This window comes from Holdemania sp. (assembly GCF_986127675.1).
On the sequence record NZ_CFQZWI010000006.1, the window covers coordinates 15,364 to 35,823 of the forward strand.

Genomic DNA, 20,460 nt, shown 5'->3' on the forward strand with positions numbered 1-20,460 from the left:
TTATGAAAAACAATAAGATTTCGTATTCCACCCGTTTTTTGCTCATTCCTTTAATCCTCTCTTTAATCCTGACCGGGATTCTTTCGTTGTTCACGATCCGCAATCTTCAAGGCAACGCCCGTGTCATTAACTATACCGGCATTGTGCGCGGCGCAACGCAGCGGCTGGTCAAACAGGAACTGAATCACCAGGCGGACGACGCGATGATTGAGAAAATCGACGGGCTGCTGAACGAACTGGAAACCGGCGAAGGTCCCGACGCTTTAATCCGTCTGGATGACAAAGCGTTCCAGGCTCAGATCAAACAGATGCGCAACGCCTGGGCGCAGATGAAAACCGCCATTTATGATTTCCGCAAAGGAGGTTCCGCCAGCGAACTTTATGCTCTGAGCGAAACCTATTTCGATCTGGCCAACGACGCTGTCAGCTATGCTGAAGCTTATACCGAGGCCAGCGTTCACAACGCCCAGATTTCTCTGCTTTTAGTCAATGTTTTTTTCCTGCTGATCACGCTTGTCTTGTTATATTTCAGTCATCTTCAGCACAAGCGGCAGAAACGTCTGGAACTGGAGGAACTGGAAACTCGCCGCAAACAGGAGGAACTGGATCAGCTCAACCGGGAGCTGCAGGCTCCGATGAATGAAATCAGCGAGCTTATTTACATTTCCGATCCTGAAACCTATGAATTGTTATTTATCAATGAAAGCGGCCGCAAAGCCTTCAACATTGATTCGATCGAAGGAAAAAAATGTTACAAGGTCTTGCAGGGATTAGATCAGCCCTGCTCCTTCTGCACCAACGCCGTCCTGAAAGAGAACGAAACATACAGCTGGGAAATCAATAATGCCCTGACCCATTGTCACTATCTGCTTAAAGACCGGCTCATCACCTGGAACGGCCGGCGGGCACGGCTGGAAATCGCGTTTGACACGACCAAAAGCGAAGAAGAAAAACAACGCTTAAAAACGATGCTTGATAATGAAAAACTGATCGTGGACTGCGTTCGCGAGCTTTACGAGGATGAAATGCTCGAATCGGCGATTCCGGAAATGCTGCGCCGGCTGGGTGAATTCATGGAAGCGGAACGAATTACACTGTTCTCCCTCAGTCCGGTCCGGCTGACGATTACCTCGCGCTGGTCCGCTGAGGGCGCTTCTGAAATTGAAATGCTTTCCGACCTGAAAGTCCGGCCGTTTTACAACCGCTGGCTGAAACGGCTGCGCGAGGATGAATCGTATGTCGTCGAAGATGTGGAGCAATTAAAAACACCGTTCCCAGAAGAATACAAGCTGCTTCACGCTTACGGCGTCCAGCAGCTGATCATTCTCTCCCTTGAGGTGCGCGGCGAAGTCGTCGACTGCATCTGCATCGACAATCCGGCTTCGGGCAAGCTGCAGAACTCGATCATCGTCTTGCAGACGCTGCGTTACTTCCTGCTTCTGGCCCGTCATCGCGCCATTGATAAAGCCAAGCTGGCGCAGCTCAGCTACACGGACAGCCTGACCGGCCTGTTCAACCGCAACCGTTATATTCAGGACCTGGATAAAAAGATTTCAGCTCCGCAGCCGGTCGGCGTTCTGTTTGTCGATCTGAACGGATTAAAAGAAATCAACGATCAGTTCGGGCATGACCGCGGCGATGAAGTCTGCGGACCTGTTCCGATCACCTGCGGGCCTGCTTCGCTCCGGATTCCTGCTACCGCATCGGCGGTGATGAATTCGTCGTTCTGACGCACGATTTATCCGAAGAAGAATTCTTCGATCAGGTGCATCATCTGCGGCTGCGGCTGCAGGACAATACCAGGCTGCACTTGGCCGTCGGTACCCATTGGGCGCTCAGCGGTTCTCAGCTTCCTTCCGCCATCAAAGCCGCGGATGAAAAGATGTATAAAGATAAAAAGGCTTATTATTACCATGCCTCGCAAACAGGACGCTACCGTCACCATACGGATGAAGTTCTGCCGTTAGCCAATTTGAATATCTTGCGTCAAAAGATCAATGAAAGTCGCTTTCTCGTATACTTCCAGCCAAAAATTGCGATTGACTCCGGGCTTTTGGTCGGCGCTGAAGCGTTGGTCAGATATCAGCTGGACGATAATTTAATCCTGGCTCCCAACGCCTTCATTCCGCTGCTGGAAGAAACGCAGACAATCAGTCAGATCGACTTCTTCGTCTTTGAGTTTGTGTGTCTGCGGCTGCAAAAATGGATTCATGAAGGTCGGGCAATATCGCCGGTTTCCGTTAACTTCTCACGCTACACCGTTCTGGAAGAGACGTTTTGCCAACGTCTGGCCGAGCTCAGCGATCACTATCAAATTGAACGGAATCTGTTGGAAATTGAAATCACTGAAAACGCGCTGGATGTTCGCGAAGAAGATCTGCGCAGGATCATTGATACTGTGCGGCGCTTTGGATTCAGTGTGTCGATCGACGATTTCGGCGTTGAATTCTCCAATCTCTCGCTGTTTTCCGGGGCAGACTTCGACATTCTCAAGCTGGATCGCAGCTTGATTCAGGACATCGCCGTCAACGAAAAAGCGCGGGCACTCATCCAGGCGATGAGCGACGTCTGCCTGAAAATGAATATCAAGCTGGTAGCGGAAGGCGTAGAAACGGAAGAACAACTGAACATCTTGAATCAGTGTCATGTCAATATTGCGCAGGGCTTCCTGTTCTCCAAACCGATTCCCGTCGCCGATTATGAAACGAAATATTTGCCGCTTCCCGATGCAGATCTCAACGGCGGACAGGACAAATGTTAATTTTTTTAAACACGCTCCCTCGGAATGAACAGCCAGGCTATGGGCTTCGCCCACGCTGTTTTCAAGGGAGCTTTTTCATCCGTCAACGATACGCAAAAACGCAGCGTTTCCGCTGCGTCGGACTTGCTTTTTCAGCTGTTCTGCGGGATCTGACGTCTTTGCTTTCCGGTGGTTTCCGCAGCGCGATTTCAGCGCCGGAGTTCGTTCATAATTTGAACTTATCGGAAATAAATTCGCCGTTCATCCCCGGATGCAGGTACTCGTAGTGAATCAGTCGATCTTCTTTTCGATCATTTCCAATTCCCGTTCGTGCTGTTCCTGTTTCATTTCCCAATGGATCAGGATGGACAACGCGACGCGCATCACAATGACGCCGCCGACCATCATCAGCTCGCTGACTTCTTCCAGAGCGATGGTCTTGAGAATCTCCGCGCCTAACAGAAAGGAAAGACCGGTTGAAAATCCCTTCAACAGATCCAACGCAACGTTGTCGTCTTTTTTGAACAGAGAAATTGCACCCTTGCATCCAGCGTAGATGATCATGACTAACGCCAGCAGTTCAAAAAATAAGACCGCGACTTCGCCGCCTTTTAAAATAAATTCTTTTAATTGCAACATCTTCCTCAACTCCATCTTTTAGTTTACCATGACCAGCTTCGGATTCCAAGCGAAAGCGCTTAGATTCGAACATTATTTTACGCAGGTAAAGTGAAGAAATGGATGATTCAGTCCTTATTGGTCGAAAACCCAACAAGGAAAAGGCTGTGCGCCAAGGGAATAGATTGAGGTAAACTCGCTTTAAAGCTTAGTTCTGCACACAATTCCAGATTAAAAAGAATGCACGGCTCATGCAAAGCTTCCATTCAAAAAAACTGAGGCTTTTTTCTTTGCAAATAAAATAACTTTTGATCATTTTCTTAAGAAATAATTTCCCCTTTTGCGCCATGGTAACGCGGGTCAGGCTTTGAGAACTGCGGATGTCCCTGCGAAGAGAAGCAAACCTTCATTGCAGCTCCAGTTCAAATAGATATCCGGTCAACAGGGACAAGATTGTACGTTATTTACAGAATTTATGTTGTATTTTTTCAATGAGTTGAATATAATTTTCATAGTTAAGCCGGAGAACTTCTTTTCCCCTCACAAATCCAATCTATTTCAATCATAAGAACGGATGTGAACAATATGCAGAGAAAAAGCTGGAAGAACAGCTCGCTGCTGCTTCTTGGAACCGCAGTATTCGCAGGTCTTGTTTTCATACTATTCAGCACTTATCAAAGCTGGCTGAACGTCAAGTTTGAGCAGCAGATCATGGAAAACTACACCGCCTACATTGAGAGCGAAGGCGCGCAGTTTTCAGGAGCGCTCAGCGATATCGAGGGAACGCTTCAAACGCTGGCCGCATTGCTTTCCCAACAGCCGCAAACTCCGGATCAGGCGGAACTTGAGCCGGCGCTGAGGTTGTTGTCCGCGCAAAATGCTCATTTTAATGTTCAGATGCGAACACCTTCAGAAATGTCGTTAACTCCAATCCAAAGGAAACTGCTGGAACACAACGAGACAGTTGTCACTTCAATGGAAACGTCCAATTCCGGAGGTTCCTTTCTGCGCGTTCTGATCCCCATACTTCATCATTCGCAAATCGACGGCATCCTTGAGGCCTCGGTCGATGTGACTCAGCTGCTTCAGAAAAGTCAGTCGCAGCGGATTCAGACGCCGTTAAACAGCTGGATCGTGGAATCCGACGGTTCCAGCGTCTATACCAGAAACGCAAACGAGAGCGCTTATGTCAATCTCTACGCGCTGATCGAAGGCAATCCCAATTCGGAAACCACGCGGCAGCAGGTCCGCGCCTGCCTGCAGGCAGGCAATTCCGGTACGTTCCGGGTTCAAACACGGCAGGAAGGGACGCTGTACGTATCGCTGACCCCGCTGAAGACCGGCGGCTGGACGCTGGTAAATTTCACCCAGGCTAATGAAGCCTCTGAGAACTCGCAGATGATTCTGCTTTTCACAATGCGGATCGGGTTATTCCTGATTCTGACAACCGCCGCCATGGCTTATCTGGTTTACGTGCTCCTCGCACGCCAGCGCCGTCAGATCAATCTCGAACAACGCCGCTACACCTTCCTCTCACGGTTTTCCGACACGTTGATTTTTGAGTATGACGTCTTGGAGGATATGCTGGAACTGACCGGCAACGCTCAGAAAATTCTGCCGGTCAAAGAACTCTCGGCCAGACATGTGAAAAAGAACCATGCGTTGACGCCGTTTATTCATGCCGAAGATTTTTACAAGATTGAGGAAGCCTTCAAGACTGTCCACCGCTTTCAGGAATTCGGTTCCGTTGAGCTGCGGATCAAAACCCGCGACGGCAGCTATCATTGGTTCAACTGTCAATTTCAGGCCGTTTATGAACGTTATCACCGCGATCCGGTGATGATCATCGGCAAGCTGACTGATATTCAGGAACAGAAGCATATTGAGCGTCAGCTGATCGAGGAATCAAGCTGCGATGGCCTGACCTCCGTTTTAAACAAGAAAGCCGTTGAACGCCGGATTCGTGAAGAACTGAGCGAGAAGACGGAAGGTTGTCTGCTCATGATCGATCTCGACGATTTTAAAATCATCAACGACGAACTGGGACATGTTGCCGGGGATCAGGTATTGGCAGCCATCGGCGTTTTATTAAAAACCTGCTTCCGCCAGAATGATTTGATCGGCAGGATCGGCGGCGATGAATTCGTCGTCTTCCTTCATTCCATTAATCCGACGGTGATCCATCAAAAAGTAAAACAAATCAACAAGACCTTGCCCAAGCTGCTGCATCGGGAACAGATTCCGGCCGTGGTTACGCTGAGTATCGGCGCGGCCATCAGCCGTCCGGGCGATACCTATCGGCAACTGTTCAGCCGGGCTGATCAGGCGATGTACTGCGCCAAGCAGCGGGGGAAGAATCAATTTCATCTGGAAGTTTCGTCCGCCGAAAGTGCTCGGGAAAAAGAGCCGGCGGAAATAAAAACTACCCGATAAAAACAGCCGCGGCTGCTTTTATCGGGTCTTTTATAAAGCTTCAATTTTGCATGGCTGAAAATACATACTCCGCAATGATCCGCTTTATCGGATGGCGGCTGTTATACAGTCATGCCCAGACGTTCGATTTCCCGGCGCAATTCCTGAATCCAGCGCTGGCGCTGCTGGGAAGAAATTTGTGCCTGCGGGCCATGCAGAACCGCTTTTGGCGTCAGCCAGATCGGTCCGGGCTGCGGCGTATCGCCGGTGCGGCGAGGGAACAGATGCCAGTGCATGTGGACGCTTTTGCCGATACCCAACAACTCGTAATTCATTTTCTCCGCATGAAAAACCGTCGCCACCGCCTGCGCTGTCAACGCCATTTCATTAAGAAACTGAGTCCTAAAACCCGGCTCGAGATCAAACAGTTCCACAGCGTGGATTTTGCACAAAAATAAGGTATAGCCCCGAATGTATTGATCGTCGCCCAACACGACATAGCCGGTCGGCAGCTCCGCGACCAGATTGGGATTCTCTCCCCGGGCGCTCAAACGCAGACGGGCGCAGACATCGCACTCCTCGTCGTTCAGCCAGGTTGTGGAAAATGCTTGTTTTAATTCCATCTTCTAAGTTTCGCTCCTTTGCCATAAACTGTCCTGGAAAGCAGATATTAAAAAATCCGCAGCGGCGACCTGCACGCCTGTTCCGGCAGTCTGTTCCTTTCCGCAGGCTGATGCGCCGCTGTTCACGCTTTCCACACTTGTTTTCAGGATAGCGGATTCCCGCAGGGAAGACAAGCTCAGCCCGAAAATCGTCAGATATTTGTCAGAAATTAAAAAGTCAGGCTTCACAACGGCAAACCTGACTTTTAATCTCATCCTTATTTCGCAATATAAACCGTAACGCCTTCCTTGATCGTTTCCAGCACCGCAATCGCGCCGATTTCCTCAACCGGACAGCTCAGCGGGTTCTCCTTTAGAATCACCAGATCGGCCAGCTTGCCTTCCTCCAGCGTTCCCTTACGCGCTTCCTCATGGTATTGCCAGGCTGCGTTGATCGTGACGGCCTTTAACGCTTCCAGCGGCGTGATTCGTAATTGAGGATTGAGCTGCTTTCCGCCTCTGGTCACCCGACGGCAGGCACATTCGACGCTTTCCAGCATATTGGGCATGATGACCGGCGTATCCTGATGCATCGTCACATTCAGCCCCTCGTCGATCGCCCAGCGCATCGGACTGATGTTGCCACCGCGTTGGAGCCCGAAGTTGCGCAGATGGATATCACCCCAGTACCAGCAATGCGCGGTGAAGAACGACGCCGTCATGTTCAGCGCCTTCATTCGCGCCAGCTGATCAGCCCGGACCAGCTGCGCATGGATCATCACCGGCCGCAAAGCTTCCGCTCCCGGATGCCGGGCCTGTTGGCGCTGCGTGCAGCGGATCAGCTGTTCCGCGGCCGCATCCCCGTTGCAATGGGTCAGCAGCTGCCAGCGATGGCTCATGGCCTCGTCGATCATCGCATCGACCTGTTCGTCGGTATACACCGGGTAACCGCAATATTGCGAATCTGTGTCAAGGTAAGGTTCGCTCATCCAGGCCGTCCGCCCTTGCGGGGAACCATCCAGGAATATCTTGACGCCGCCGATCCGCAGCCGGTTCTGATATCCTTGGGCATAATCCGGATGCTCGCTGATCAGCGCTTCATTCTCCTTAAGATCCACATAGCTGACGACATCGACCTTCAGCCGTTTCCGTTCGGCCATCGCCTGCAGCATCGCCCAGTCCGGACGCTTTGTGATCCCATCCTGCACCGTAGTGACGCCGCAGGATAAATACTTTTTTTGCGCCTGATCCAGCTGATCCAGCAGCTGATCAATATCCGGAGCCGCCATTCCCCGCGACAGCTGCGTAAATGCCGTTTCTTCCAGATATCCATCAGGCTTCCGGCTGCCCGCTTCCCGGCCGATCCGTCCGCCTTCCGGATCCGGCGTGGACGCGTCAATCCCCAGCTGTTTCAGCGCCGCGGAGTTCACGACGCCCATGTGGCCGGAAGCATGCGCGATTAAGATCGGATGCGACTCGCTCACCGCGTCAAGTTCTGCCCGGGTCGGATGCCGTTTCTCCCTCAGAAAATTATGATCATAACCAAATCCCTGAATCCACGCGCCCTCCGGCAGCTGCCGCTCGATGAGAAAATCCCGGATTTTCTTCTGCAGCTCGCCGATGGACGCCACATCGTCAAAATGCACGAGATTGACGGTCTGGGCCAGCGCCGTGATGTGGCTGTGGGGATCAATGAAGCCCGGCAGCATCGTATGCCCCGCCAGATCTCTTTCTTCCAGCTTCTCCTGCGGATGCGCCGCCTGCCAGTTCCGCGCCTGATCCAGCGAACCGACCAGCACGATCCGCCCCTCCTTCTCAATTAACGCCTCTGCCATCAGATCTTTCGCCATCGTCACAATCACACCGTTCTTATACAACACTGCCATACCGCAACCTTCTTTCTTTTGTCTTTATTATACCCGTCCCCCGCTCATCCTCGATAGTCATTTTCAGGCTTTTGTCAATCGTTTGGTGATTTGCTTTCTTTCATTCCTTATTTGTTCTATAATAGGTAAGAATTCAAGCGCAGGGAAGGGAGCGGGTCAAATGCTTACCAATAAATTCAGCAGTGCTTCTTCCTTATTAACGGGGATCTTTTTTATTATATTGGGCGCGTTGTTTTTTACGGAGTATTCCAAAATCTGGGCGTTGATCTATATTCTGTTTATGATCGGCTTTCTGTGGATCGGCCTCAACCAGATCCTGCGGGCGCTCAATAACAAGCAAAACGCCAGCCTGAACCTGCCGAAAGTTTTGACCAGTCTGTTATGCGTCGGTCTGGCGATCTACACCTTTTTCAATCCCGGCCTGTTCTTCAAGTTTATCCATTACGTCATCGGCTGGTGGGCTTTACTGAACGCCGCGATTCAGTTTATTAACTTCTACGTCTACCGCCGCGATTGCCTGAAAGGCACTTACGTTCTGTTCTTAAAAGGACTGGCGGACGCGATCTTCGCAGCGATGTTGATGCTCAAGCCGATCAACAAGCTGTGGATCGTCGCCTACATCGCCGGAGCTTATCTGATCTTCTACGGCGGCGTCACGGTTTTGGAAGCGTTGAAGGATTTATTAAGCGCCGGGATGAGCGTGAAAATCCGCGAGCATCTGCGCATCTCCATTCCAGTTTTAATCTCGGCGATCATTCCGCAGCGCTTCTTCCTGTCGATCAACGCGCTGATCAAAACCAACAAGCTGAATCCGGACGCGCACGTTGCGCCGCAGGCCAGCACGGATCTGGAAGTGTTCATCTACCTGAAAGAATCCGGTCCGGAATCGCTGGGACATGTTGATATCAGCTTTCAGGGTAACATCTATTCCTACGGCTGTCACGATCCGCATCACCGGGGGCTGTTCGGGACTCTGGGCGACGGCGTGCTGATCGTCTCCAAGCGTGAAGCCTTTCTGAAGCATGCGCTGAAATCTGAGGATAAGACGATCATCAGCTATGGTCTGGCGTTAAGCGAAGGCCAGAAAGCGATGCTTCAAAAACGGATTGACGCGATGCTGGAGCGTGCCTATCTCTGGCGGCCGGATGCTCAGTTAATCGCCGAGGGCGAAACGGCTGAAGGCGAAGCCCGGGATTACGCCTCGCGCGTCTGGAACGCGACGCACGCGCACATGTACAAGTTTGCCAACGGCAAATTCAAGACCTATTTTGTTTTCAGCACCAACTGCGTCCTGTTGGCGGATGAACTGCTTCATTGCAAGGAACTGGATCTGATCCCGATCGGCGGCATCGTTACGCCGGGCACGTATCTGGAGTTTCTCAACACGGAATATCTGCGGCCGGGCGGGATGGTCGTCGAGCGGACGATTTACAAGCGCACCCATGGCAAGGGCGGCGAACATGGCGGCTCGTTTGGTTCCTCGCTTTCTTCCTCTTCCTGATTTCAGCAGGATCTGCGTTACGGAAATTCGGTTGAATTTCCGTTTTTTTATTTTTTTATTTCCTTGACTTCCGATTTGGGAAAACCGTGACGGATTCTGTTTTCGTCTGCCTGTTCCCTTTCCTTTTTCCGCTTTGACAAACGCCGTCCGCCAGGCGTCCTTATATGTTATAAGATATGTCATTTTCTGAACCAAATATGTTTGTTTAATACCAACATAAGTATTTATTCCGCGACTTTAATGTTATACTTTATTCTTGTATAGAACTAATTATTGATTCATCCCTCCTGCGGTTATTTTCATCAAAGCGCGCAGGTCAATGAATTGCGGGCTTCGCCTCACCGTCAGATCTGTCCGTTATTGTTTTACCGCCTTGCCCGCTCCTTTTCACCGTCTTAACACCCGCTATTGAAAATGAAGGTAAATCATATGAAAGTAAAAAAACAATCCGTCGCTTTCATCCTGGGGATGATCGTGCTGCTGGCAGGGACCGGCACGCTGATGATCACGGCGATGCGCGAGATCAAGGTTAAAATGAACGTCAGCGCCAACACGACGCTGCTCAACACCACGCGGATGATCTCCGACAGCCTGCTCAATAATTTTTCAAGCGATCAGCAGCAGCTGGAAACCTGCGCAAATCTGTTCAGCCGGATCGATCTTGAACAGCCGGAAGACGTCGTTCGGGCATTGGCGGAATATACCGAAGCAACGTCCTTTTTCCGTTTTTATTTCGTCAATGACGAGGGTGTGGGCTGGGATTCGACCGGCGCAAAGCTGACGCTTGAGGAAATGAGCTTTGACGATACCGCGCTGAGCGAGGGGAAAGCGGGTTATTCCGACGCTTATCTCGGCGCCAGCGGCCGTTTGCAGATCACATTCCAGACGCCGCTGCGGATCAACGGCCAACTTGCGGGCGCCTTGTATGCGGATAAAACAATGTCGAATTATCACAGTCCGTCGTTGTTCACATTCAACGGCGTGGCCGGCAGCGCCTACGTCGTTCAGGGTGAGGACGGAGCGTGGATCATCGACAGCTCCGCAAGCAATACAGACAACCTGTACGTTTTTCTTGGCAAGCAAAACAACGAACCGGCCGTCCTGGACAAGCTGAGAACGCTGATAGCGGACAACCGGTCGGGAACGATCCGGATTCAATACCATCAACAGAACAGCTTTCTCTGCTTCATCCCGCTGAACGCCAGTCATCACTGGTACTTAATTTCGATTCTGCCGCAGAATATCCTGCAGCAGGAGTCGGCGGAAGTTCTGCAGGTGATCTCCTTTGCCCTGGCCGGGTTGTTAGTCGCGCTGGTTTTAATCACGCTGCTCTTACTGAGCCGCCAGGCCTCCAGCAGCCGCGAACAGGAGCGCAAACGCCGCGAACAACTGTTCCAGATCATTTCTGAAAATGTCGACTTTGCCTTTCTCTTATATACGCCGTCCAGGCGGAAAGTGGAAATGCTTTCGGAGAATGTCCGCTTTTTATTCAACATTGAAACAAAAGAAGCCGTTGACCATCCGGAACGTTTGTTTCTGAGCTGCGGGATGCCGCCGCAGGATCCGGCCGGTCATGCGTTTCTCAACGGCGAGCTGACCCAGCGGCTGCGTTATGAATATCAGACCGGTACTGAAAACAAGCTTCAGCGCTGGATTGAGATTTATTTCATTCCCGTTCACAGCGATCAATATCTCGCCGTCCTGCACGAAACGACGGCTGAGCATCACATGCGTCAGGATCTGGCCGACGCCCTGCAGCAGTCGCAGGAAAGCAATCAGGCCCGAACTGTCTTTTTCTCCTCGATGTCGCACGATATCCGTACGCCGATGAACGGAATTATCGGCATGACGACCATCGCTCAGTCGCACCTGGACGAACCGGAAAAAGTCGCGCATTGTCTGGATAAAATCAGTCTCGCTTCGCAGCATCTGCTCGATCTGATCAACGAAGTCCTCGACATGTCGCGGATTGAAAGCGGCAAGATCAGTTTAAAAAAAGAACCCGTCAATCTGTCCCGGCTGATCTCCGACGTGCTGGTTCTGGTCAAGCCGGACCTGACGAAGAAACGCCAGACGCTGCATATCCGCTCAAGCGCGCTGGATTATGACACGGTGATCGGCGATACGCTGCACCTGCAGAAAATCTTATTGAACCTGTTGTCCAACGCCGTCAAATACACTCCGCCGCAGCAAGATATCACCATCGGGATCCATGAAGAAGCCGGCGTTGACGATAAAATCAACGTGATTTTCACCGTAGAAGACACCGGGATCGGCATGACGCCGGAATTCCTCAATCGGATCTTCACCCCGTTTGAGCGGGCGCAGGACAGCCGCATCAGTCAGATCACCGGCACCGGTTTAGGCATGGCGATCACCAAGAACATCGTCGACATGATGGCGGGAACCATTCAGGTGGAAAGCCAGGTTGGCGTAGGTTCCAAATTCACGGTAACGCTGCCGTTTACGACCACACAGACAACGCAGACAAAAAAAGTTCCGCTGGCCGGCTGTTCCGTGCTGGTAGTGGACGATGATCCCGACACCTGCGAAGGTCTGCGGATGATGCTGGAACGTGAAAATGTCCAGGTCCGCTGCGCCTACACCGGCCAGCAGGGAATTGACGCCGCGCTGCTGGCACATCAGGAAGGCCATGATTATCTGGGAATCATCATGGATTGGAGAATGGAAGGTCTTAACGGGATTGAGGCTGCGCGTCAAATCCGCGCCCGGATTCCTTCAGAGATTCCGATCATTCTGCTTTCCGCTTACAACTGGGAAGACGTCGAACAGGAAGCGCTGGATGCCGGCATTAACGGATTTTTAACGAAGCCGATTTTCCGGAGCGAATTGATTGAAAAACTCTCCGACGCTCTCATTCAGGTCAAAGAGGGAACGCCGGCGCTCAGCGATACCGCCCTCAGCTGGCCGGCTGAGGATTTCAGCGGGATGCGTGTTCTCTTAGCGGAAGATAACGAGCTGAACCGCGAAATTGTCATCGAACTGTTAAACGGCTGCGGAATTCAGGTGATCTGCGCGCATAATGGACAACAGGCGCTCGATCTTGTCCGCCAACAGCCGGAAGACGCTTTCGATCTCATCCTGATGGATATCCACATGCCGGAAATGAATGGCTATCAGGCTACCGCGGCCATCCGTTCGCTGCCGGATGCGGCGAAGGCCGGACTGCCGATCATCGCGATGACGGCCGACGCTTTTGACGAAGACGTCCAGAAATGCATGGCTGCCGGCATGAATGGACACATTGCCAAGCCGATTCAGTATCCATTACTTTTTGAAACGCTCCGCCGCTACCAGCCCTTTGAACAAAGACCTGCGACATCAAGAAACGAGGAGAACAACCATGACCATCAAAACTAAATTACGCAAAGCGGCGGCCGCGCTGACGGCCCTCTGCCTGATCGCCGGCTGTACCACCAAACCGAAAGACCCGGAAGTTTACATCGACGATAAAAATGAAGAAATCGTGCTCACCCTGTTCGCTCAGGGAGAGGTCGTTGCCAACCTGATTCAGCAATGCTTCAATGAAGTGATCAACCGCAAGCAGGAAAAAACATTTATTCTTTACAGCGACAGCGCCTCCTTTTACGCAGACGAAGGACTCTCTTACCGCGAGCTACTGTTAAAAAGACTGGAAAGCGGCGAAGCGGACGATCTGTTTATCATTCCCGCCGAAGACGTGCTGGAATTTGACCGTAAAGGTTATCTCTATGATCTTTCCGATATGGATTTCATCCACAATCTGTCCGCCGATGCGCTGCAGCAAAGCACCTATGACAACAAGGTATTCTCACTGCCGCTGTCTTATACGGCGTTCGGCTTGTTATGGAATGTCGATCTGCTTCATCAGTACGATCTGGAAGTTCCGCAGACACTATCTGAATTTCTGACTGTCTGCGAAACACTGAAACAAAACGGCATCGTCCCTTATGGCGCAAACATGGATTACGGCCTCAGCATTCTGGCGATGTGCACCGGGCTGGCGCCGTTGTACAGAGACGCGGACAAAACACAGAAACTGGCGCAGCTGGCTGAAGGAACATTGCCGATCAGCCATTATCTGCGCGACGGATTCACATTCTTAAAAATGATGATTGATCAAGGTTATCTGGACATTGAGCAGGCACTGAACACACAGCCCAACAGCGAGGAAGAAGCCGGCCGGTTCCGCGATGGTCAATGCGCGTTCATCAGCGCCTTTTGCCGGGCCGCCACTTTCTCCAGCGATTACCATTTCGAAGTCGTCATGACCGCATTGCCGGTTCTGGAAGAAGGCTCAATCTGCGTTGTCGGCGCGGATCAGCGGCTGGCTGTCAATCCCAATTCAAAACATTTAAAAGAAGCGCTGATCACAGTTGAAACGCTGGGTACTGTTGAAACGCTCAATGAATTCGCGAAGATGCTGGGCAAAACCTCACCAGCCCGCGGCAACGAAGCTTCGACTTTGCCGCAGGCCGCGCCGCTGGTTGCCAGTCTGGCAGAAGCCGAACAAATTCCCAATCAGGATTTCTCGCTGCATTTCAACACCTGGAATACAATTAAGGAATTGTGCGTTAAGCTGGGACAAGGGGAAAGTATTGACGCCCTGTGCGATGAATATGACAAGATTCAGCTTGAGGAAATTGAAACCTATCAAGGACAGTAACCGAAACGGCATTCCGGATGAGCTGGAAACAGCACGATTAAAAAAGACCTGGATATCCCGACGCTTCATTCAACGTCGCTGGATCCAGGTCTTTTCTAGTTCTCTTCCGCTTGCGTGTATCTTCAGTTTTTAGCTTTCGCCTTCAGGTTCAGTTCAGCCTGTTCCTGTTCATAACGCGTCAGCATCGCTTCCACCGCATCCCGCTGCGCCGTTGAAAAGTAAACGAAGCGGCTGACCTTCTTCACCGTAAACTCCACCTTGATCTCCCTGGTTTCCTCTGCCTCCGTGACGTCGGCCTGCGTAATCCGATCCCAGGTATAAAGATTTCCCAGCAGTACGATTCCCTGATCGCTGAAACCGCTGCGCATCTGGCTGTAAAGAACCCCCAGCAAGACGATCAGCACCGTCTGAACGATCGAGAATAACGAATGGTTTTGAAACAGCCGGATTATGCCGATAACGACGAAAAATGCCGTAATGATCCAGGTCGGCCCCAGCTTGCCCGGCACTTGGACCTGTCGGGAATGCATCGCCATCCGGGTAAAATAAAAGAGTAAAATCAGATTGACTATGACAATCGCGATTTCCATGAATTCTCACCTCATGGTGAACATTATACCATGATCTGAGCGCTTTAGAAAGAGCGAGGGCGCCGGTTGACAAGCGTCTTAAATCAAGCTACGATAAAACCAGCCAAGGAGGAATTTTCATGGAACTGCATTTTTTCACCGGAAAACAACCTGGTTTCGAACAGGCCGCCGCGATTCGTCAGGCGGTGTTTGTCGAAGAACAAGGGTTTCATAATGAATTTGACGAAACTGACGAAACCTGTCTGCATTGCGTGATCTGCGATGGAGAACAGCCGGTCGCCACCTGCCGGGCGTTTGCCAAGGGCGACGAAAGCGGCCGCTGGATCATCGGCCGGGTTGCCGTCAGCCTGAACTACCGCGGCCAACATCAGGGAAACGCGGTGATGAACGCCATGTTGAAGCATCTGTCAGAACAGGGGGTGCGGGAAGTGGAAATTTCCGCTCAATGCCGCGCCGCCGGCTTCTATGAAAAGCTGGGGTTTCGTTCTACCGGAGAAACCCACATGGACGAATATTGCCCGCATGTGACAATGCTCAAGACGCTTTGACCGCTGATGACCGTCACCATCGTCCCACAGCGCTGAATCTTAATACGGCTGCAATCATAAAAGGAATTCCCTTATAAGTCCCGGGAATTCCTTTTTTGTTTTCTTGATAGCTATCGTTCGGCTACCAGCGCCAGATTTTCCTCGAGCATTTGCCTGATCATCACTTCCCAGGCTGTGCCCTTCAATTTTTCCATAGCTTCCTTCAGCATCTTGCGGCAGTTTTCTTCATCATTCTTATAATAGTAGAGCTTCGCCGCACGGTACAGGAAAATTCCCTGATAAAACGGATTGGTCATTTTCGACGCCAGATCCAGCAGCTCGTCCAGAATCTCCGTGTTGTGATGAATATAAATTTCAACTAAAAAGGTACATTCCTTGAGGATACTTTCCACCTGCGAATTGTTGAATTTCGCGGCGATGGCCTTCAAGGTGTCATACGCCTTCAGGGCTTTATCGAACTGCCGGGTATCAATATAAAAGGACACTTCCTTCTGCGCTAACCCCAGCTTGTTGGCCGGATTCATTTTAACGGCGTCCAGCTGTTCGAAAATCTCCTCGATCTTCGCCGTTTCATTCTGCATCAACAGTGCGTCGATCGCCATCAGCGAACGGGTTTTTTTCGAAAAGAACATCTTCCCTTTCCAACTGTTGAGGACCTCGAGATATTTCTCCGGGTTGACCTCCTTATACAAAATTTCCGACAGCTCGACCATCAGCTTCTGCATCATCCGGTTCAACAGGAAGTACAGGATCAGACCGACGGCGAGAATCAGGACAAACTGAATGATTTTATTCATGACTTTCCCTCGACTTTACTTTGTTAACTATATCATAAAATTTGAACAGCTTACAGACAGGCGCGATAGATTTCCAGAATATCCTCGCGGGTTAACGGCACAAAGGCGCGGCTGAAATCATTTTTCGCCGCCTGATCCGCCATTTCTTCCAGCCGGCTTTCGTCAATGCCGACCTCGCGCAGCGTCATCGGCAGCCCCATGGAAGCAAAGAACGCCGACAATCTATCTATCCCCTGCTGAGCCGCTGTCCAGCAGTCCAGCTGCGGATCGACGCCCCAAACATTCAGCGCAAACCGGGCGAAGACGTCGACGGTCTGTTCGTTAAGCACATGCTTCATCCAGCGCGGCGTTACGATTGCCAGACCAACGCCGTGGGTGATGTCATAATAGGCGCTCAATACATGCTCCAGCGGATGACATGTCCAGGCTCTGTTTTTCCCCAGCGAATTCAGACCGTTGATCGCCAGCGAGGCCGCCCACATCAGATTGGCGCGGGCGGTGTAATCGTCCGGCCGCGCCAGCGCCGCCGGCCCCGACTGAATACAGGTTTTTAACAAGGCTTCCGACAAGCCGTCCTGCACGGAAGCATCGCGGACCTGATCAAAATAAGATTCCATAATGTGCGACATGATGTCCGCCGTCCCCGCCGCGGTCTGACCCTGGGGAACGGTATAGGTATAGGTCGGATCGAGAATACTGAAGCGCGGATACATGCCATAGCTGCTGAAACCGCGCTTGTCGTGGGTTTCCGGATTGGAAATCACCGCAATGTTGTCCATTTCCGAACCGGTCGCCGCCATCGTCAGCACGGTGATCAACGGCAGGCATTCCTTCACCTTCGTGCGGTCGAGCACCAGCTCCCAGGGATCTCCCTCGTATGCTGCGCCGGCACAGATGGCTTTCGAACAATCCAATGTGCTGCCCCCGCCGACCGCCAGCACGCAATCCAGCTGATGTTCGCGGACCAACCGGACGCCTTCGCGCACCGATCCGATTTTCGGATTGGCCTGCACGCCGGACAGTTCCTGCCACGCGATCCCATTTTCTTTCAACAAGTTTGTAATCGTATCGTACAATCCCGTTTTTTTCACGCTGCCCCCGCCATAAACCAACAGCACCCGCGTACCGCAGGTCTGAATCAGTTCTGGCAGATGAACGATCTGACCTTGTCCGAAATAGACTTTTGTCGGAATATCATAAATAAAATTATTCATCCTTTTTCCCTGACCTTTCTTAATGAGCCCTTGCCGGACTTTTGCCTAACGAACGTGGCGCGCTGATTCCCGCCTCCGGCTGCTTTGCCAAAATGCAGTGATGTCTGCGGCTCAGGAAATTATGGAAAAACCACTGTCAGCAGCATTTTAAACGCCATCTCGGCATAGACGGCATGCGGCTTGCCCGCCGGCATGATGATCGTTTCTCCAGCCTTGCAGAAATGGACATGACCTGCGATCGTAAAGCGGCCGATGCCTTCCAGCACCAGGACCATCGCGTCGCCTTCGGATTCATGCGTACTGATTTCCTCGCCCTGATCAAACGCAAACAGCGTCAGGCTGACCGCGTCGTTCTGGGCCAGCGTCTTACTGACGATCTGCCCCGGCAGCACAGCGACCTGATCGGCTAATTTTAAACTGGTTTCCGGATTCATGTTTTTAATATAACTCATAAGTTTTCCTTTCCAGAGGTCTGGCCTCAGCCAGCCGGCACCTTGCGAAATCCGGCTGTCATTATGATTATTTTACCATGGTTTCCTGCGTTCTGCGCACTATTCCTGTCGATGTGGAAGAAAGCTGGAATTTCTGATGGAACGGGATTCCATCTTTGCTTCAATGTGAAAAACTGCCGGCGTGTTTTCACACCGGCAGTCTGAGAAGATTCTCTGTTTTTCCCCCATGGGAAATTGAAACCAGACGACGCTAATCGGAGATCGTGATCGTAAAGGTTGTCTGCGGATCGCCGGCCAGTCCCAAATAACCTCCCTCCGGCAGCGTCAGCGTCTGATCGCCGTCAGTGACGCGGTTATACTGGCAGATCATCGAAGAATTGTACATGAAGACTCCGTCGGATTCGGAGGTCACCGTCAGCGTCTTGCCTTCCTGCAATGCGGGAATAAACAACCATTGGGTATTGCCGGCTTCGCCGATCGTGACGGTCATTCCGTCTTCAAGAAGATCCGCTGCTTCTTCGCTGACGTACAGATCGCCGCCTGCCTGCAGATATTCGACGCCGTCTTTCGTGAAGAACTGGTAATCAAACTGATCGCGGCTGCCGCTGCCTGGAATCTGAACGAAAGCTTCGGCCCGGTTTTCATCCATGATTTTATGAGCGTTGACATAGCCTTGTGCAAATGTGCTGAGCGGCGCCGGAGCGACCGGCAGAATCATTTCATAAATCTGTGATTGGGAACTCTCGCTCAACAGGAAGTAGAGCTTTCCGCTGCGCTGCTGCCAGGCGGATTTTACGGCATAGGATAACGGATTTTCTTCCACCTTCATGGCGTAGTACACCGTTGCCGCCGTGTAGCCCAAACCCGGAATTTCCGTCACGGCTTCGACTTTCAGATAGGTGTGTCCGCCGTTTTCCTCGAAGCTGAACAGCTGGTTGGTCGTCGGCGAAGGCAGCAGGAACTTGCCATCCCCGACATGCGTCAGCGGCGTCGGGGTATCCGGCGCCTGTTCCATCGTGAAGTTGAGCATACCCTCGTCGGTGAAGTCGATCCGATACAGCGAGGTGGAATCTGCGTACAATCCGGCATAGTCCTTGACTCCATCCGGAATCGCCGGAATTGTTTCCGGCACCGACGGCAGCTGATAACGCGGCAGCGCTTCGCTGATCGCGCCTTTTTCCAGCAGCGCCTGTTCCAATAGCGTTGCGGCCATCATCTGATTATACGAGCTCAATCCGCCCGAGCTCAGAACGACGCAGGTCAGGCCATATTCCGGAATGACTGTGAAATTGGCGTGCGAATACATCGTATCGCCGCCTTTGGTCAGCGCCTGGATGCCGCCCTGGGCAAATGGGGCCAACGCGACGCTGTCCCAGCCTAAGCCATAATCCAGACTGTTGGCTTCCTCGCTTGGCCAGATCCCTTTTGCGGCTTCGTTTTCACTCATCGCGCTTAAAGAATCCGCGCTGAGCACCGGGGAACCCGGCATGAACGCCTGACCCCAGCGGCATAAATCCTCCGCGGTGGAGAAGAGGCCGCCGGTACCGATCACCGACACGATATCCGCCGGAATCTCCCGTTCCGGCTGACTTGCGGAATAGACTTTCGGCATCGCGCTGAAATCGACGTTTTCCACCGGCGTCTGCGTCCGGCCCATGTCCAACGGTTCTAAAAACTGCGAGCGGAGATAGCTGGTAAAATCCTGACCGCTGACCTTTTCCACAACCAGCTCCGCCAGCACATAACAATCGTTGGAATACACAGAATATGCGCCCGGATCCGCCTGCAGCCGCATCGTTTTCAAGGTTTCCAGGAATGTATCGTGAGCGGTCGTGCTCGGTGCGAACACAAAACCCTCGTCAAAGGTTGAACCCGGCAGGCCCGCGCTGTGGTTCAGCAGCATCCGCACGGTGATCTCAGAATAACGCTCGTCCGCCATCGTGAATTCCGGAAGCAGCTCCGCGACCGGCTGATCAAGTTTCAGCTTGCCCTCTTCCTGCAGCTTCATGACGGCTGCGGCCGTAAACATCTTCGACACGGAACCGATCGCATATTGATCGTCCGCGCTTAACGCCTGATCGGAGCCCTTGGCAAACACGCCCCGCTGACCCGAGACGAGGATCGTATCCCCATCCATCAGCGCATATTGAACGCTTGTGGCGCCCAGCTGACTGACTAACATCTCCGCCAGCTGATCGGCGGTTTGCGTCAAGCCTGCGGTTTCCATCGTCGGCTCACTGCTCGGCGTCGGCGTCGGCTGCGCCGTGCAGCCGGACGTCGCAAGCAACAGCGCCAACAAACATGTCCATCGTTTCATTAAGTATCCCCCTTCAAATTTCTGATCGTTTTGTTTGATCTGACTGTAATTAAAACACAGCTGACCGGCAAAAACAAGCCGTCGGCGATCAGCGGAGAAAATCAGACCCTGACCGGA

The 20,460-nt window shown here is 52.0% G+C and carries 15 protein-coding genes; 7 read left to right on the forward strand and 8 right to left on the reverse strand.

From position 1 onward, the window contains the following. Positions 1–2 precede the first annotated feature (2 nt). Entirely contained in the window at positions 3–1,730 is a 1,728-nt protein-coding gene (locus AC5OW4_RS02145; protein ID WP_159432756.1) for a sensor domain-containing diguanylate cyclase, read from the forward strand. A gap of 35 nt (positions 1,731–1,765) precedes the next feature. After that, on the forward strand, positions 1,766–2,761 hold the full coding sequence (locus AC5OW4_RS02150) for an EAL domain-containing protein (RefSeq protein ID WP_083538458.1): 996 nt from the start codon (positions 1,766–1,768) through the stop codon (positions 2,759–2,761). A gap of 270 nt (positions 2,762–3,031) precedes the next feature. On the opposite strand, the gene AC5OW4_RS02155 is transcribed toward AC5OW4_RS02150, so the two are convergent. Beyond that, positions 3,032–3,379, reverse strand: a complete 348-nt coding sequence (locus AC5OW4_RS02155; RefSeq protein WP_072683856.1) for a DUF1622 domain-containing protein — start codon at positions 3,377–3,379, stop codon at positions 3,032–3,034. A gap of 564 nt (positions 3,380–3,943) precedes the next feature. On the opposite strand from AC5OW4_RS02155, the gene AC5OW4_RS02160 reads away from it, so the two are divergent. Further along, positions 3,944–5,791, forward strand: coding sequence for a GGDEF domain-containing protein (locus AC5OW4_RS02160; protein WP_195396208.1), 1,848 nt, complete (start codon positions 3,944–3,946; stop codon positions 5,789–5,791). 101 nt (positions 5,792–5,892) lie between these two features. On the opposite strand, the gene AC5OW4_RS02165 is transcribed toward AC5OW4_RS02160, so the two are convergent. Both AC5OW4_RS02165 and AC5OW4_RS02170 read right to left on the reverse strand, forming a co-directional pair. Next, complete coding sequence (locus tag AC5OW4_RS02165; protein ID WP_072683858.1) at positions 5,893–6,393, reverse strand: HIT family protein; 501 nt, start codon at positions 6,391–6,393, stop codon at positions 5,893–5,895. A gap of 257 nt (positions 6,394–6,650) precedes the next feature. Beyond that, positions 6,651–8,258, reverse strand: a complete 1,608-nt coding sequence (locus AC5OW4_RS02170) for an amidohydrolase (RefSeq protein WP_072683860.1) — start codon at positions 8,256–8,258, stop codon at positions 6,651–6,653. Positions 8,259–8,418: 160 nt separating this feature from the next. On the opposite strand from AC5OW4_RS02170, the gene AC5OW4_RS02175 reads away from it, so the two are divergent. The 3 genes from AC5OW4_RS02175 (at position 8,419) to AC5OW4_RS02185 (ending at position 14,425) form a co-directional block, all read left to right on the forward strand. Then, complete coding sequence (locus AC5OW4_RS02175; RefSeq protein ID WP_072683861.1) at positions 8,419–9,759, forward strand: HdeD family acid-resistance protein; 1,341 nt, start codon at positions 8,419–8,421, stop codon at positions 9,757–9,759. A gap of 429 nt (positions 9,760–10,188) precedes the next feature. Then, positions 10,189–13,140: an ATP-binding response regulator gene (locus AC5OW4_RS02180; protein WP_072683862.1), complete on the forward strand. Its 2,952-nt coding sequence runs from the start codon at positions 10,189–10,191 to the stop codon at positions 13,138–13,140. Then, positions 13,124–14,425, forward strand: a complete 1,302-nt coding sequence (locus AC5OW4_RS02185; RefSeq protein WP_072683863.1) for an ABC transporter substrate-binding protein — start codon at positions 13,124–13,126, stop codon at positions 14,423–14,425. The genes AC5OW4_RS02180 and AC5OW4_RS02185 overlap by 17 nt, the downstream gene beginning before the upstream one ends. A gap of 122 nt (positions 14,426–14,547) precedes the next feature. On the opposite strand, the gene AC5OW4_RS02190 is transcribed toward AC5OW4_RS02185, so the two are convergent. Next, complete coding sequence (locus AC5OW4_RS02190; RefSeq protein ID WP_072683864.1) at positions 14,548–15,015, reverse strand: hypothetical protein; 468 nt, start codon at positions 15,013–15,015, stop codon at positions 14,548–14,550. Between the two features lie 119 nt (positions 15,016–15,134). Between AC5OW4_RS02190 and AC5OW4_RS02195 the strand changes: the two genes are divergently transcribed. Beyond that, positions 15,135–15,563, forward strand: coding sequence for a GNAT family N-acetyltransferase (locus AC5OW4_RS02195; protein WP_308559635.1), 429 nt, complete (start codon positions 15,135–15,137; stop codon positions 15,561–15,563). Positions 15,564–15,673: 110 nt separating this feature from the next. On the opposite strand, the gene AC5OW4_RS02200 is transcribed toward AC5OW4_RS02195, so the two are convergent. From AC5OW4_RS02200 to AC5OW4_RS02215, 4 genes are all read right to left on the reverse strand, one after another. Next, complete coding sequence (locus AC5OW4_RS02200; RefSeq protein WP_308559636.1) at positions 15,674–16,360, reverse strand: hypothetical protein; 687 nt, start codon at positions 16,358–16,360, stop codon at positions 15,674–15,676. Positions 16,361–16,410: 50 nt separating this feature from the next. Further along, on the reverse strand, positions 16,411–17,574 hold the full coding sequence (locus tag AC5OW4_RS02205; protein WP_493676596.1) for an iron-containing alcohol dehydrogenase: 1,164 nt from the start codon (positions 17,572–17,574) through the stop codon (positions 16,411–16,413). A 119-nt stretch (positions 17,575–17,693) separates the two neighbouring features. Next, positions 17,694–18,026, reverse strand: a complete 333-nt coding sequence (locus AC5OW4_RS02210) for a cupin domain-containing protein (RefSeq protein WP_072683868.1) — start codon at positions 18,024–18,026, stop codon at positions 17,694–17,696. Between the two features lie 250 nt (positions 18,027–18,276). Then, positions 18,277–20,343 carry a serine hydrolase domain-containing protein gene (locus AC5OW4_RS02215; RefSeq protein ID WP_493676597.1) on the reverse strand — a complete coding sequence of 689 codons (2,067 nt, stop codon included), beginning with the start codon at positions 20,341–20,343 and terminating at the stop codon, positions 18,277–18,279. Positions 20,344–20,460 lie beyond the last annotated feature (117 nt).

Bases quoted from the DNA above. Each gene is read 5' to 3' on its own strand.
- AC5OW4_RS02145 (WP_159432756.1), top strand. From the start codon at position 3: ATGAAAAACAATAAGATTTCGTATTCCACCCGTTTTTTGCTCATTCCT.
- AC5OW4_RS02155 (WP_072683856.1), bottom strand. From the start codon at position 3,379: ATGTTGCAATTAAAAGAATTTATTTTAAAAGGCGGCGAAGTCGCGGTC.
- AC5OW4_RS02160 (WP_195396208.1), top strand. From the start codon at position 3,944: ATGCAGAGAAAAAGCTGGAAGAACAGCTCGCTGCTGCTTCTTGGAACC.
- AC5OW4_RS02165 (WP_072683858.1), bottom strand. From the start codon at position 6,393: ATGGAATTAAAACAAGCATTTTCCACAACCTGGCTGAACGACGAGGAG.
- AC5OW4_RS02170 (WP_072683860.1), bottom strand. From the start codon at position 8,258: ATGGCAGTGTTGTATAAGAACGGTGTGATTGTGACGATGGCGAAAGAT.
- AC5OW4_RS02175 (WP_072683861.1), top strand. From the start codon at position 8,419: ATGCTTACCAATAAATTCAGCAGTGCTTCTTCCTTATTAACGGGGATC.
- AC5OW4_RS02180 (WP_072683862.1), top strand. From the start codon at position 10,189: ATGAAAGTAAAAAAACAATCCGTCGCTTTCATCCTGGGGATGATCGTG.
- AC5OW4_RS02185 (WP_072683863.1), top strand. From the start codon at position 13,124: ATGACCATCAAAACTAAATTACGCAAAGCGGCGGCCGCGCTGACGGCC.
- AC5OW4_RS02190 (WP_072683864.1), bottom strand. From the start codon at position 15,015: ATGGAAATCGCGATTGTCATAGTCAATCTGATTTTACTCTTTTATTTT.
- AC5OW4_RS02195 (WP_308559635.1), top strand. From the start codon at position 15,135: ATGGAACTGCATTTTTTCACCGGAAAACAACCTGGTTTCGAACAGGCC.
- AC5OW4_RS02200 (WP_308559636.1), bottom strand. From the start codon at position 16,360: ATGAATAAAATCATTCAGTTTGTCCTGATTCTCGCCGTCGGTCTGATC.
- AC5OW4_RS02205 (WP_493676596.1), bottom strand. From the start codon at position 17,574: ATGAATAATTTTATTTATGATATTCCGACAAAAGTCTATTTCGGACAA.
- AC5OW4_RS02210 (WP_072683868.1), bottom strand. From the start codon at position 18,026: ATGAGTTATATTAAAAACATGAATCCGGAAACCAGTTTAAAATTAGCC.
- AC5OW4_RS02215 (WP_493676597.1), bottom strand. From the start codon at position 20,343: ATGAAACGATGGACATGTTTGTTGGCGCTGTTGCTTGCGACGTCCGGC.